Source organism: Flavobacterium sp. Root186, assembly GCF_001428525.1.
Lineage (GTDB): Bacteria > Bacteroidota > Bacteroidia > Flavobacteriales > Flavobacteriaceae > Flavobacterium.
The window spans coordinates 356,100-370,124 of the sequence record NZ_LMHW01000001.1; the positions used below are offsets into that span (position 1 = coordinate 356,100).

A 14,025-nucleotide genomic window follows, 5' to 3' on the forward strand; every position below is an offset into this window, starting at 1 on the left:
TATAATCTATGAAGAATTATCTGTATCAAAATAATACATTTTCAATTTTTGCGCTTTTTGTTTTTTTTCAGATTTGTCTGAGCAGCAGTTTTGCTCAGACAAAGATGAATATTAACGACAATTGGCTGTATTTAGAAAATCATACTTCAAATCTCAGTGATGCTCAAAAAGCTTCAAACTGGACTTCGTTAAATTTACCGCACACCTGGAATGCAGAAGATGCAACCGATTTATATCCGGGTTACCGACGCGATGCAAGCTGGTATCAAAAGAAATTAAATATTACGCAGATTGATAAAAACAAAGTGTATTCGCTATACTTTGAAGGTTCAAATGTTACGACAAAAATGTATGTAAACGGTAAAGAAGCCGGAGGACACATTGGCGGTTATATTGGCTTTTCTATAGACATTACAAACTTTATTAAAGAAGGAAACAATGATATTTTTGTTCGTGTTGATAATAGTTACGACATTGAAATTATTCCATCTCAAAAAAGTGATTTCTTTATTTACGGAGGAATTACGCGCGATGTCTGGTTAGTTTCGAAGTATAAAAATCATATTGATAATTTGAAGATTACAACTCCGGAAGTTTCGGCTAAAAAAGCTTCTGTACAAATTGTTTCAACTTTTGTAAATGCAGATAATTCAAAAGATTTATCGTTAACTGTAACACTTAAAAATCCAAAAGGAAAAAAAGTGGCTAGCAAAACTATTTCTGTTTCAGATAAAACTTCTACAATAACTTTTGAAAACATAAAAAACCCGGAACTTTGGGATACCGAAAAACCGAATTTATATTCCCTAACGGCAGTTTTATCAGAAAAAAATCAAATTAAAGACAGCATTTCTGAAAAAGTAGGTTTCAGATGGTTTGAGTTTAAAGATCACGGCCCTTTCTATTTAAACGGAAAACGTTTATTGATTCGCGGTACACATCGTCATGAAGAACAAGCCGGAGTTGGCGCGGCAATGAGCAACGCACAGCATTGGGCCGACATGAAATCGATAAAAAATATGGGCGCAAATTTTGTTCGTTTAGCGCATTATCCGCAAGATCCTGAAATTTATAAAGCCTGCGATGAACTTGGACTTTTAGTTTGGGATGAACTTCCTTGGTGCCGCGGCGGAATTGGCGATGAACTTTGGCAGACGAATACCAAAAACATGCTCAAAGAAATCATCAATCAAAATTACAATCACCCAAGTATTATAATCTGGTCGCTAGGAAATGAAATGAACTGGCTTCCTGATTTTCCTAACGGAGATAATACAGAAAAAACAAATGTCTTTTTAACCGAATTAAACGACATTGCGCATAAACTGGATCCAAACCGAAAAACCGCGATTAGAAAATATTATGAAGGCTCGCATATTGTAGATGTCTTCTCTCCTTCTATCTGGTCTGGCTGGTATTCCGGAAGTTACAAAAGCTACCAAAAAGCAATTGATGTTTATAAAAAAGAATACAAACATTTCATTCACGCCGAATATGGCGGTGACAGCCACGTAGGCCGTCACAGCGAGAATCCGGTAACAGGCGAAAATGTTATAAAAGCAGAAGGCTGGGAAGAAGCAATTGTACAAACTAAAGTAGCTAATATTGCCCAAATTGGCGATTGGAGCGAAAATTATATCGTTGATTTATTTGACTGGCACTTGCATATATCCGAGAATGACCCAACTTTTGTGGGAAATGTACAATGGGCATTTAAGGATTTTGCAACGCCTTTACGTCCGGAAGACGATATTCCGTACATGAACCAAAAAGGATTGGTTGACCGAAACGGAAATCCGAAAGATGCGTATTATGTTTTTAAAAGTTATTGGGCAAAAGAGCCTTTCACTTACATCGAATCACACACCTGGACAGAACGTCAAGGCCCTGAAAACACACCAAGAACTATAAATGTTTTTAGTAATTGCGAGAAAGTTACCTTATTTCATGACGGAAAATCTCTTGGTGAAAAACAAAAAAATCTTTCGCTATATCCTGCAAATGGGTTAACTTGGGATGTCAATTTTAAAAAAGGAGAAAATGTTTTAGTTGCTATTGGTAAAAATAAAGACGGCAAAACGGTTTCTGATACTATAAAAGTCAATTATCGTTTCAATAAAAATGATACAGCTTCATCTTTGCAATTGTCTTCCGAAAAATTAAAAAACGGTAATTATCTGGTTACGGCAATTGCGATTGATAATAACAATTTACGCTGCTTAGATTATGAAGAAAGTGTTTATTTTCAATGTTTGAAAGGCGGTAAAACCTTAAAGAATCAAGGAACACCAACTGGAAGTGAATCAATAAAAATGGCAAACGGAAAAGCGTCTATTGAAGTTATTCCTGATGGTTCCGGTCTGCCAATTGAAATGACGGCTTTGAATCAGAGTTTTAAAGGGGAATATTTGAAGATTGAACCTTAAATTTAACCGCAAAGTTCGCTAAGATTTACGCAAGGTTCGCAAAGTTTTTTTTGCCACTGATTAAAAGGATTAGAAAGATTTAAAGAAGTTCCTTTAGGAACAAGAGGTCGGTAGCAACGGATGAAATCCGTTGAAAAATGAATATTATGCCCACAAATAATGTTCCGTAGGAACTATATATATTACAAACAAAGATTACAAAAAATGAAAAAAATCCTAACATTCTTATTCCTGACAATGTTCGCTGCCGGACAATCGCAAGGTTTAATTTCAAACGTTCCAAACCGAAATACAACATCTTTAAACGGCGTTTGGAACTACATTGTTGATCCCTATCAAACGGGCTTTTACAGCTTTCACCTTGATCAATACGACAAACAGGAAAAACCAGCAAAAGGCGCATTTTTCAATAATTATCATGCGGCAAACAAACAGGAATTAGTGGAATATGATTTTGATAAATCGCCAACAATAAATATTCCAGGCGACTGGAATTCGCAGGTAACAGAACTAAAATATTACGAAGGAAATGTTTGGTTCAAAAAATCTTTCGACTATAATCTGGCCGCTAATAAACGCCTTTTTGTGTATTTGGGAGCCATCAATTATAAAGCCGACGTTTATTTAAACGGAAAAAAACTAGGAACTCACGAAGGCGGTTTTACTCCGTTTAACTATGAAGTTACCGCGATAGTAAAACCAAAAGACAATTATTTGGTTATCAAAGTAGATAATACACGCCACAAAGAAGATGTTCCGACAGTGAATACCGATTGGTGGAATTATGGAGGAATTACGCGCGATGTAACTTTAATTGAGGAAGAATCATCTTTTATTGAAGATTATACGATTCAGCTTAAAAAGAATAACGCCAATGTTATTTCTGGTTTTATCAAAATCAATAATTTAAATCCGGCACAAAATCAGGCTTCGATTTCTATTCCGGAATTAAAAATTAATTACAAAGGAAAAATTGGTGCTGACGGAATTTTGAATTTTGAAATTCCAGCGAAAAAAATATCATATTGGTCACCGGAAAATCCAAAATTATACGATGTTACAATCGATTTTAACGGAAAAAAGTTAAACGATAAAATTGGTTTTAGAACTATTGAAACACAAGAAGACAAAATCTTATTGAATGGAAAACAGGTCTTTTTAAGAGGAATTTCGATTCATGAAGAAAATGCCAAGGGCGGGCGTGCGAATTCTCAGGAAGATGCTTTACGTTTATTAAACTGGGCAAAAGAATTAGGCTGTAATTATGTTCGTTTAGCGCATTATCCGCATAACGAAAACATTATTAGAGAGGCTGATAAAATGGGATTAATGGTTTGGGAAGAAATTCCGGTTTACTGGACGGTTGAGTTTACCAATAAAAATACGTATCAAAATGCTCAGGATCAATTAACCGCTGCGATTACCAGAGATAAAAACAGAGCCAGCATTGTAATTTGGTCTATGGCAAATGAAACTCCGGTTTCTGACGCGCGAAATGCTTTTATCAATAATTTGGTAACGCATACAAAATCACTGGATAATACAAGATTAATTAGTGCGGCTTTATTAACGCATAATGGAAAGATTGATGATGAAATTGGTAAATCGCTTGACATTATTGCCTTCAACCAATATTTAGGCTGGTATGGCGGAAACTTAGAAAATGCTGAAAAAACATTTTGGACTACGCCATACAACAAACCTGTTTTTGTTTCTGAATTTGGAGGAGATGCTAAAGCGGGATTTCACGGAGAGAAAAACGAACGCTGGACAGAAGAATATCAGGAATATTTATACATCCAAAATTTGAAAATGATTGAAAAAATCCCTCATTTAAGCGGATTAAGTCCGTGGATTTTAGTTGATTTCAGATCTCCAAAAAGACTTCTTCCGGGTATTCAGGACGGTTATAATCGTAAAGGTCTAATTTCAAATGACGGTGAAAAAAAGAAAGCTTTTTACATTATGCAGAATTGGTACGACAAAAAGAAAAAAGAAGAAAAGTAAATTAAGAACCATTACCAATTCATTAACAAAAAACAAACTGTATTTATATGATTTTTCTTCATTATTAACTTACTTTGTAGTTATTCTAAAAATTGTAACCTTATGAAAAAATTCTATTTAATGGCAGTTACTTTATTTGCTGCCTTTACAGTTCAAGCGCAAGATGTAGTAAAATTTGCTCCGCTTGATGCAAGTCCGGTTGATATTTCTTATTTCCCAAACAAAGCTGTTAAATTCAAAAAAACAGACAATCCTAGTCCGGTTGTAAAAGTTGTTTACGCAAGACCTTCTGTAAAAGGAAGAACTATTTTTGGGGATATCGTGAAGTTTGGTGAAGTTTGGAGAGTTGGTGCTAATGAAAATACTGAAATCAAATTTTACAAAGCAGTAACAATTGGCGGAAAAAGTATTCCAGCAGGAACTTACAGTTTATTCGCAATTCCTGAAAAAGATAAATGGACTATCATTATCAATAAAGAAATTGATTTATGGGGGTCTTATGCTTATGACGAAAGTAAAGATGTAGTTAGAGTTTCAGTTCCTGTAAAACCAGTAAATGAAGTAATCGAAGCTTTATCAATTGCTTTTACAACTCAGGGTTCTGTAGCAAATCTTGTTATCGGATGGGATAAAACAACTGCTGAATTGCCTATTACGGTTAAATAATTGTTTACGATTATAAACTATACAAAGAGACACTAATTTAAATTAAGTGTCTCTTTTTTTGCTTTTATAAGAGTCAATTATACCATAACTAACTATTAACTAACCATAAACCAAAAAGAATGAAAAAAACCACTTTACTTTTATTTTTTTTAATATCCGTTTTCTACGGCTATTCTCAGCAAAAATTTAAAATTACATACGAACAATTAAAAGAGTATGAAGGTATTTATGAATATGAAAACAATACTACGCTTCAAATTGCTGCATCACCAAAAGATACTATTTTATATGCTATCATTAATGAAAGTAAGTATTCATTAAAACCTCATGAGAAAGATATTTTCCTGAATATGTCAAAAGAAAAAGTAACTTTTATTAGAAATAATACTGCTGCAATTACGGGTTATACTTCTGATGGAAAAACCTTCAAATTAATTAGTAAAAAAGTCGTTTTCCCAAAAGAAATGTGGTATCCAAGACTTAATGCTTCTAAAGATTATAAATATGTATATCAGCAGCCTAAAAAAGATCTTGATGGTTTAGTAACCGGGAATCTGGATCAGTCTGGTTTGGACAAAGCATTATTAAACGAAATGATGCAAAAAATTGTTAACGGAACTTATCCTAACGTTCACAGCGTTTTAATTATTAAAGATGGAAAACTGGTTTTTGAAGAATACTTTTATGAGTACAATAAAACCAAACTTCATGAAATTCGTTCGGCTACCAAAAGCTTTGTCTCGGCACTTACAGGAATTGCTATAGATAAGGGATTTATCAAAAGTAAAAATGAAACGGTACTTTCTTATTTTCCTGATTATACGTTTAAAAACCTTACTTCTGATAAAAGGCAGATTACGATTGAAAATCTTTTAACCAATCAAAGCGGGCTTGATTGTGATGTGAGCAATCCAAAGTCAGTTGGGAATGAAACTACTATGAATTATTCTGATGACTGGATACAATTTACCTTAGATCTTCCGATGATTGATGTTCCGGGCGGCAAAGGAATGTATTGTTCGGGAAATCCTATAACATTGGGAAAAATTATTGAAAGAGCCACAAAAATGCCTTTACCTGAATTTGCTAAACAGACTCTTTTTAAAGATTTAGATATTAAAAATTTCAAATGGAATTTTAAACCCGATGCATCAAGTGCCGAAACTTTCTGTCAGGTTTATTTGAATTCAAGAGATATGGCAAAATTAGGAATGCTGTATCTTAATAAAGGGGTTTGGAACGGGAAACAAGTAATCTCTAAAGACTGGGTTCAGGAATCCTTAACAAAACATTCTGTTGTGCAAGGTGTGAATTATGGTTATTTATGGTGGCTAAAATACCTGAATGTTGATGGTGTTCGATATGATGGAAAAGCTGCCCAAGGTAACGGCGGCCAGAAAATTTATATTTGGGAAGACCAAAATATGATAACCGTTATTACTGGCGGAAATTATAACTCACAATCACCAAGCGATGAATTGATTCAAAAATACATTCTTCCTTCTTTCAATAAAAAAAGTAAGGAATGATTAGTTATTAATGGTTAATTGTAAATGGTTAATGGTTAATTACCAACTAAAATTTACAATTTACAATTAACCATTAATAACTAATAATTAAGCAATTATTTTGTCCAGCGTAATTGGTAAATCTCTAACACGTTTTCCGGTTGCATTAAAAACGGCATTTGCAATTGCAGGCGCCATTCCAACCAAAGCGGTTTCACCAAGACCTTTTGTTCCCATTGGATTACTGATTGGGTCTTTTTTATTGACGAAGAAAACTTCCTGTTTTTCAATATCGGCATTTACGGGAACATGATAATCGGCGAAATTATTGTTGATTGGGCGGCCAAAACGATGATCGATTTCCAATGCTTCCATTAATCCCATTCCGATACCTCCTACAGCTCCGCCGTACATTTGTCCAGCCGATGTTTTTTGGTTGATAACTGTTCCGATATCAGCACACGAAACAACATGCGCCAAACGTATTTTACCCAAATTCGGATTCACTAATACTTTTACAAAATGAACTGAAAACGAATAAATCGAATATTTCTTAGCTTCATCCGTTCCTTTTGATAGATTCTCCACTTCTAATCCTTCTAACTTATTCGCACTAAGCAAAGAAGTCAAAGCAACAGATTTAGTGGTATCTTTTGTTGAAGAAACGATTCCATTTGCAAAAGTTAAATCTGTAATTGGAGTTCCTTTTAAAGCCGGATTTTCAGTCGCTAATCCCAACACTTTGCTAACTAATAAATTACAGGCATCATGAACAGCAGAACCAACAGATGAAGTCGTTGCCGATCCTCCTTGCGTTGGGCCTTTTGGCAATCCACTTTTTCCCATTTCTACAATCACATTCTCTGCAGACAAACCTGTAATTTCAGCACCAATCGCTGTCATCATAGTTGCCGTTCCCGGTCCCATATCGTTGACACTGCACTGAAGAACTAAATTTCCATCAGGTAAAAATTTTGCTTTTACAGAAGTAGGGCTTCTATAACAGCCAAAAGTTCCGGTTCCCATTCCGTAGCCTACAAGCCAGTCTCCTTCTTTCACAGAACCCGGTTCATTTTTACGGTTTTTCCAGCCAATGCGTTCCATTCCCCCTTCGTAACATTCTAAAAGATATTTACTGCTCCAGGGTTTATTTTGTTCCAGATCTTTCTCGGCATAATTCAGCTTTCGAAATTCAATTGGATCTAAGTTTAATTTATAAGCCAGTTCATCCATTGCACATTCTAATGCAAAAGAACCTGTTGCTTCACCAGGGCCTCGCATCCAGATTGGTGTACAAGTGTCCAGAGGTACAATTCTGTAACGTGTAGAAACATTTTCACAATCGTAAATAAATCGGGACATGTTTACCGTTCCTTCCATGAAATCTTCATAGCTGGAAGTCATCGCAACGGCTTCGTGTGTTAATCCGGTTAGTTTTCCTGCTTTTGTAGCGCCCAGACCCATTTTTTGAATGGTATAAGGTCTAAAACCAACATTGGTAAACATTTGCTCGCGATGTAAAACTAATTTTACGGGACGGTTTAATTTCTTAGCCCCAATTAATGCTGCGATTTCATACGGCCAGGTATGCAATCCCATTCCAAATGCACCTCCCAGATATTCAGAGTGTACTTCAACATCTTCTACAGGCACTTCAAAAACCCCGGCAACGCTTCTGCGTGTTCCTTCAACACCTTGACTTTTAGTATACAAAATGGGTTTGTTTCCATCCCATTTTGCGATAATATTCGCCAGTTCCATTGGGTTATGAACTTCAGTTGGAATTGTATAATCGGCTTCTAAAATTACTTCTGCATTTTTGTAACCGTCATGAACCCCTCTGTGATAGTCATTCCCTTTATCCGTTTCTACTTTTTTCTCTTTATCAGCAGCTTTTTGAAGTTCGGTTGAATGTTCTTCTTTAAAATAATCGGCTTTAATTAAACTCGCCGCATATTGCATACGCTCAAAAGTATCGGCAATTACCAATGCGATTGGCTGATCGTAATACAAAACCGAATCATCTTTAAAAATCTGCAGCGGCTGTCCAAAATTATGTTTGTCTTTTGCTTTTTTATATCCGGCAGGTTTATCTACATTCAAATGCGTAATGACAGCCAGAACTCCCGGCGCCCATTCTGCTTTTTTAGTATCGATGGTTTTGATTCTTCCTTTTGCAATTGTACTTCCAACCAAGCAGGCATAAACTACTCCTGGCGTTTTATATTCGGCAGAATAAGTTGCTGATCCTGTTACTTTAGCAAATCCGTCAACTCTATTAATATTACTTGTCTTGCTCATAATTCTAATTATTTTGATGCTGCTATTGTAAGTGCTTCTGTTATTGCATTTGGACCAAGCGTTAGTTTAAAATCATTGCCTCCGTATGCTTTCGCACCTTTCATTGACAAATTTACCGCCTGTTTAAATATCTCTTCTGAAACTGTTTTTCCTTTAAGGAATTCTTCTGCTTCAGTTAATCTCCATGGTTTATGTGCTACACCGCCCATTGCAAGTCGAACATCATTTATTACATTATTTTTTAAATCTAAAGCCACGGCAACAGAAACTAGTGCAAAAGCATAACTTGTTCTGTCACGTACTTTTAAATAATGCACATTTTTGGTGAAATTATTATCCGGAATTTCGACTGAAGTTATCAATTCTTTATTTTCTAAAGTATTGTCTTTTTCGGGTGTATTTCCAGGCAGGCGATGAAAATCTGTAAATTTTATTTGTCGTTTTCCTTTTGGTCCCTCTACTAAAACAGTTGCATCTAATGCCGCCAATGCCACACACATATCACTCGGGTGAACCGCAATGCAGCTATCCGAAGCTCCAAAAATAGCGTGCATTCTGTTAGAACCTCCAATTGCGCCGCAGCCGCTTTTTGGAACTCTTTTATTGCATGGCATATCCGTATTATAAAAATACGAACAGCGTGTTTTTTGCAGCATATTACCGCCAACGGTTGCCATGTGCCTGATTTGCTGAGATGCTCCGGCAGCTAAAGCCAAAGCTAACAAAGGATGTTTTTCTTTTATTAATGCGTCTTCGGCAACCTGACTATTTTTAGCTAAGGCTCCTATTGAAACTTTTCCGGTTAAGAATTCTATTTTTGCAAAATCTAATGCTGTAATGTCAACCAGTTTGTCTGGGGCCACCACATTCTTTTTCATCAAATCTACCAGATTTGTTCCGCCGGCAATAAACATAGCTTCTTTTTCTTTGCTGATGCTCGATACCGCTGAACTCGAAGATAATGCTTTAATTATTTGAAAATTTTTCATAATTCCTTCCCTCCTTCCTTCACTTCTGTTATGGCATCAACGATATTATGATAAGCACCGCATCGACAGATATTTCCGCTCATGTATTCTCTAATTTCTTCACGACTGTTGGCGTGACCTTCTTTTATACACGCAATTCCGGACATGATTTGTCCCGGCGTGCAATAACCGCATTGAAATCCGTCGTGTTTAATGAAAGCTTCCTGCATTGGGTGCAGTTTTTTTCCTTTTGAAAGTCCTTCGATTGTAGTGACCTGAGCGTTTTGCTGCATAGTTGCCAAAGTTAGACACGACAAAATTCGGGTTCCGTTTACGTGAACCGTACACGCACCGCATTGTCCGTGATCACAGCCTTTTTTTGTTCCGGTAAGGTGCAATTGTTCTCTTAGTAAATCGAGTAAAGTAGTTCTTGGCTCGATATTAAGATTGTGTTTTTTGCCATTTACTTCGATAGAAAGCGGTACAGTTTCTAAATACTCCGCTATTTTTTCATCCCACTTATTCTCTGTAGCCATAACCAGCGAAGGCGGCGCCAGAGCAAGGGCGGTAAAAAGTCCTGATTTTTTTATAAAGTCACGACGGGAATTTGAATCATTCTCTGTTACTTTATCTGGATTTGTTTTTTTAGAAGCCATTCCATCTCTCTTTTAAATTAGCAAAATATCTTGGGTATTCTAACAAATTTAACAATCTTAATCCACAAAAAGTTATGAAATTCAAACATTAGGCTTATTTAGAATAATTACAATTTCGCTTTGCGGTTAAAAACATATTCCAATCAGATAGATTTATATTTATTTTTTATTTGGGAATATTTCAAAATTGTATTTTTACAAGATTAAGCTTTTAATTATGCCCCATCAACAAAATATTTATCTGGACAATAATGCTACAACTCGTATTGATGAACGGGTTTTAAAAGCTATGCTTCCGTATTTTACTGATTTTTATGCAAATTCAACAAGCAGACATATTGCAGGATTAACAGTAAACGAAGCTGTCGAAAATGCTGCCTGGCAAATTGCTGATTTAATTAATGCGGATGCTGATGAAATTATTTTTACTTCGGGTGCTACCGAAGCCCTAAATCTGGCAATTAAAGGTTTTGCTGATGAAGATCGAAAACATATAATTACTATCCAGACTGAACACAAAGCGGTTCTTGAAACTTGTCGTTTTATGGAAAGTATTGGCTTTGAAGTCAGCTGCTTACCTGTTAATAATGAAGGGATTTTAGATCTTAATCTTTTAAATGAAATTATTACAGATAAAACACTGGTTTTCATAGGAATGCTTTCTAATAATGAAACAGGTGTCATACAAAATGTCAGCGAAATTTCTACCATTCTTAAAAGTAAAAATGTGCTGTTTTTGTGCGATGCAACTCAGGCGGTTGGAAAAATTCCAATTGACGTTAAAACTTTAGGAATTGATCTTTTGACATTGTCCGCGCATAAATTTTACGGACCAAAAGGTATTGGTGCTTTGTACATTTCGGCGAAAGCCAAACTAAAATTACTTCCTCAGATTACAGGCGGCGGTCAGCAGCGAAAATTACGCAGCGGAACGCTTAACGTTCCCGGAATTATTGGTTTAGGTAAAGCTGCCGAAATAGCTGTAAATGAATTAGAAACAGATAAAAATAGGATCGAAATATTACGTAATAAACTAGAAATCGGTTTATTACAATTTGAAAATTCTTTTGTAAATGGAAATATTCAAAACCGAATTTACAATACTTCCAATATTTGTTTTCCGGGAGTAAATTCAGAACAGCTTATTATGGCTTTGGGAAATATTTCGGTTTCGAATGGAGCTTCTTGTTCTGTGGTTACTTCAGAACCTTCACATGTTTTAAAAGCAATGGGATTGTCTGATGAAGAGGCTTTAGGTTCGATTCGGTTTAGTTTGGGAAGGTTTACTACTTCAAAGGAAATTGATATTGCTGTTGAGCGGGTTTTAAGTCTTGCGGCAAAATTAAAAGTTTAATTTTTTTAATCTCGCAAAGTCGCAGAGACGCAAAGTTTTTTTATTAATTGCCTACAGTTTTAACTGGAGGTGGTAATAAATTAAGTTTTAAAAGACTTTAGCCAAACTTCGGCTAGTTTGGCTAAAGCCTTTTTTATTCTTGCTTAGAACCTCCAGCTAAAGCTGGAGGCAATTGAAATTAAATCTTAAAAAGCTTTGCGTCTCTGCGACTTTGCGAGATTAAAATATATAACCAACTACTCAGAAATTAACTTGTTATAATCTTCTTCGGTATCGATATCAATATTGCCTTTTTCGAAAGGAACGGAATAGACGTCATCTAGATACTTTTTAATGATTTTTTTTGCTCCTTCCTGCCCACTCAATTCAAGCAATTCATTAAAATATTTTTTATGGAATAAAACAGGCGTTCCCAAAGTTTCGGAATAAGCAGAAGCAATAATTCCTTTTCCGGTTTTGTGAGATTCACTAATTAAATTTTCAAAAATTAAACTCGTGACAAAAGGCTGATCACAAACCGCAAAAATACATTCATCGCAATCGGGTTTTAAAAGCAATAATTCATTTAATCCTTTTACAATTGAAGATAACATTCCGTTTTTCCATTCGGAATTAAAACAAATATTTATTTCTGCAGCATTAAGTTGTTTTTCTACTTCATTATGATTTGCACCTGTTACCACTATTACAAATGAATTGGGCACTTTTAGAGCTTCAGAAATCGTGTTTTTTAAAAGTGTTGATTCTTTATATTCTACTAACTGCTTTGGTCTTCCTAATCTTGAAGAATTGCCTGCTGCCAGAATTATAATAGCAGTTCTATTTTGAAATTGATCTTTCATAATGAAGTTAGTCATGAATTTTACCTTCTTTATATTTTAGAGAAGTTCCCGTTTTCCCTGCTGAAAAAGCCTTAATCTCAGATACAATTGAAAGTGCAATTTCTTCTGATGTTTCTGCTCCAATGTCTAATCCAACCGGACTGTAAATTCGTTCCAATTGTTGTTCGCTTACATTAAATCCTTCATTTTGAAGATCATCCAGCATTCGGTTTAATTTTGTTTTTGGACCAAGGATTCCAATGTATTGGCAATTTGTTTTTAAAAGTAATTTCAGAACCGCTAAATCGTATTTATAATTGTGAGTCATCAAAAGGAAATACGTTTGATTATCAATGATAATATTTTCCAGAAATTCTTCCGGTTTAACCGCATTTACTTTATTTGCTTTAGGGAAACGTTTTTCTACTGCATGTGTCGCACGTCCGTCGCCAACGGTAATTTTCCAGCCTAAAATTGAGGCTATTTTAACCAAAGGCTGCACATCGTTTCCTGCTCCGGCAATTACAAGTGAAATTGGAGGATTTATATATTCTATTAATGCTTCGTTTTGGTTTTCCGTTTGAAGTTTTTTTACAATTGATGTTTTAGTTTTCAAAACTTCATTTACATCTGAAACTAAATCTAAAACCTCATCATTATGAGACAGAATTTGATTTTCCTGTCTGTAAAAAAGTACCGTTCCAAGCTGAGCAGCATTTCTTTTCAAAGAAAAAACAGTAACAATTACAGCCTCTTTTCTTTCTAATTCTAATTGCTGTAAATACTGTATCGGATTTTTTGATACTTCTTCATCAATATATTCAAATAGAATATGAACAATTCCATTGCAGCCAAGCTGTAAACCTACTTCAATATCATCTTCATTATTAGTATTGTAGGTAATTAGTTTATTTTGTTTTTGATGAATGGACAGCAGTGCTTTTCGTAATGCATCGCCTTCAAGACAGCCGCCGCTTATGGCGCCTGTTAACTCTCCATCTTCGGTAACGAGCATGCGTGCTCCGGGCTGGCGATACGAAGATCCTTCAACTTTAACGACTGTTGCCAGAGCTGTTTTTTTTCCTGCCGATCTTGCTTCTGAATATGCTTTAAGAATTTCGCTGATTTCTTTCATAAAAATAAATGTCCATCAACAGAAATTTGTATTGATGATCCTTTGATACTCTAAAAATAAAAAATATTATAAACTTAAAGGCAGTAAAGCTATTTAAGTTTATAATATTCTTAATTAAAAATCTCAAGATTATGCTTAACAAATTCTAAACGATTATTTTTTCTTACAATATCATTTGTATTA

Annotated in this window: 10 protein-coding genes; 5 read left to right on the forward strand and 5 right to left on the reverse strand. The window is 35.1% G+C overall.

What is annotated here, in order from left to right:
- Nucleotides 1-8 precede the first annotated feature (8 nt).
- The 4 genes from ASD98_RS01265 (at nt 9) to ASD98_RS01280 (ending at nt 6,628) form a co-directional block, all read left to right on the forward strand.
- Nucleotides 9-2,426 carry a glycoside hydrolase family 2 TIM barrel-domain containing protein gene (locus tag ASD98_RS01265; RefSeq protein ID WP_056199000.1) on the forward strand — a complete coding sequence of 806 codons (2,418 nt, stop codon included), beginning with the start codon at nt 9-11 and terminating at the stop codon, nt 2,424-2,426.
- A gap of 204 nt (nt 2,427-2,630) precedes the next feature.
- Nucleotides 2,631-4,433, forward strand: a complete 1,803-nt coding sequence (locus tag ASD98_RS01270; protein WP_056199004.1) for a glycoside hydrolase family 2 protein — start codon at nt 2,631-2,633, stop codon at nt 4,431-4,433.
- 102 nt (nt 4,434-4,535) lie between these two features.
- The gene (locus tag ASD98_RS01275) at nt 4,536-5,099 is read left to right on the forward strand and encodes a DUF2911 domain-containing protein (RefSeq protein WP_056199008.1); all 564 of its coding nucleotides are present in this window, start codon (nt 4,536-4,538) and stop codon (nt 5,097-5,099) included.
- 119 nt (nt 5,100-5,218) lie between these two features.
- Entirely contained in the window at nt 5,219-6,628 is a 1,410-nt protein-coding gene (locus ASD98_RS01280) for a serine hydrolase (protein ID WP_056199012.1), read from the forward strand.
- An 87-nt stretch (nt 6,629-6,715) separates the two neighbouring features.
- Here the strand turns inward: ASD98_RS01280 and ASD98_RS01285 are convergent, their stop codons facing one another.
- From ASD98_RS01285 to ASD98_RS01295, 3 genes are read right to left on the reverse strand one after another with little or no spacing between them, the layout of a single operon-like run.
- Nucleotides 6,716-8,908, reverse strand: coding sequence for a xanthine dehydrogenase family protein molybdopterin-binding subunit (locus ASD98_RS01285; RefSeq protein WP_056199015.1), 2,193 nt, complete (start codon nt 8,906-8,908; stop codon nt 6,716-6,718).
- Nucleotides 8,909-8,916: 8 nt separating this feature from the next.
- Nucleotides 8,917-9,897, reverse strand: a complete 981-nt coding sequence (locus ASD98_RS01290) for a xanthine dehydrogenase family protein subunit M (RefSeq protein WP_056199019.1) — start codon at nt 9,895-9,897, stop codon at nt 8,917-8,919.
- A complete protein-coding gene (locus tag ASD98_RS01295) occupies nt 9,894-10,532 on the reverse strand; it encodes a 2Fe-2S iron-sulfur cluster-binding protein (RefSeq protein WP_056199022.1) in 639 nt (212 codons plus the stop codon). Before ASD98_RS01295 ends, ASD98_RS01290 begins: the two co-directional genes overlap by 4 nt.
- 217 nt (nt 10,533-10,749) lie before the next feature.
- Here ASD98_RS01295 and ASD98_RS01300 point away from each other — a divergent pair, with 217 nt between their 5' ends.
- On the forward strand, nt 10,750-11,886 hold the full coding sequence (locus ASD98_RS01300; protein ID WP_056199026.1) for a cysteine desulfurase family protein: 1,137 nt from the start codon (nt 10,750-10,752) through the stop codon (nt 11,884-11,886).
- A 236-nt stretch (nt 11,887-12,122) separates the two neighbouring features.
- Here the strand turns inward: ASD98_RS01300 and ASD98_RS01305 are convergent, their stop codons facing one another.
- Both ASD98_RS01305 and ASD98_RS01310 read right to left on the reverse strand, forming a co-directional pair.
- Entirely contained in the window at nt 12,123-12,743 is a 621-nt protein-coding gene (locus ASD98_RS01305; protein WP_056199029.1) for an NTP transferase domain-containing protein, read from the reverse strand.
- Nucleotides 12,736-13,842, reverse strand: coding sequence for an XdhC family protein (locus ASD98_RS01310; RefSeq protein WP_056199032.1), 1,107 nt, complete (start codon nt 13,840-13,842; stop codon nt 12,736-12,738). The genes ASD98_RS01305 and ASD98_RS01310 overlap by 8 nt, the downstream gene beginning before the upstream one ends.
- Nucleotides 13,843-14,025: the final 183 nt, after the last annotated feature.

Coding starts and splice junctions, on each gene's coding strand:
- ASD98_RS01265 (WP_056199000.1), top strand. CDS start 9: ATGAAGAATTATCTGTATCAAAATAATACATTTTCAATTTTTGCGCTT.
- ASD98_RS01270 (WP_056199004.1), top strand. CDS start 2,631: ATGAAAAAAATCCTAACATTCTTATTCCTGACAATGTTCGCTGCCGGA.
- ASD98_RS01275 (WP_056199008.1), top strand. CDS start 4,536: ATGAAAAAATTCTATTTAATGGCAGTTACTTTATTTGCTGCCTTTACA.
- ASD98_RS01280 (WP_056199012.1), top strand. CDS start 5,219: ATGAAAAAAACCACTTTACTTTTATTTTTTTTAATATCCGTTTTCTAC.
- ASD98_RS01285 (WP_056199015.1), bottom strand. CDS start 8,908: ATGAGCAAGACAAGTAATATTAATAGAGTTGACGGATTTGCTAAAGTA.
- ASD98_RS01290 (WP_056199019.1), bottom strand. CDS start 9,897: ATGAAAAATTTTCAAATAATTAAAGCATTATCTTCGAGTTCAGCGGTA.
- ASD98_RS01295 (WP_056199022.1), bottom strand. CDS start 10,532: ATGGCTTCTAAAAAAACAAATCCAGATAAAGTAACAGAGAATGATTCA.
- ASD98_RS01300 (WP_056199026.1), top strand. CDS start 10,750: ATGCCCCATCAACAAAATATTTATCTGGACAATAATGCTACAACTCGT.
- ASD98_RS01305 (WP_056199029.1), bottom strand. CDS start 12,743: ATGACTAACTTCATTATGAAAGATCAATTTCAAAATAGAACTGCTATT.
- ASD98_RS01310 (WP_056199032.1), bottom strand. CDS start 13,842: ATGAAAGAAATCAGCGAAATTCTTAAAGCATATTCAGAAGCAAGATCG.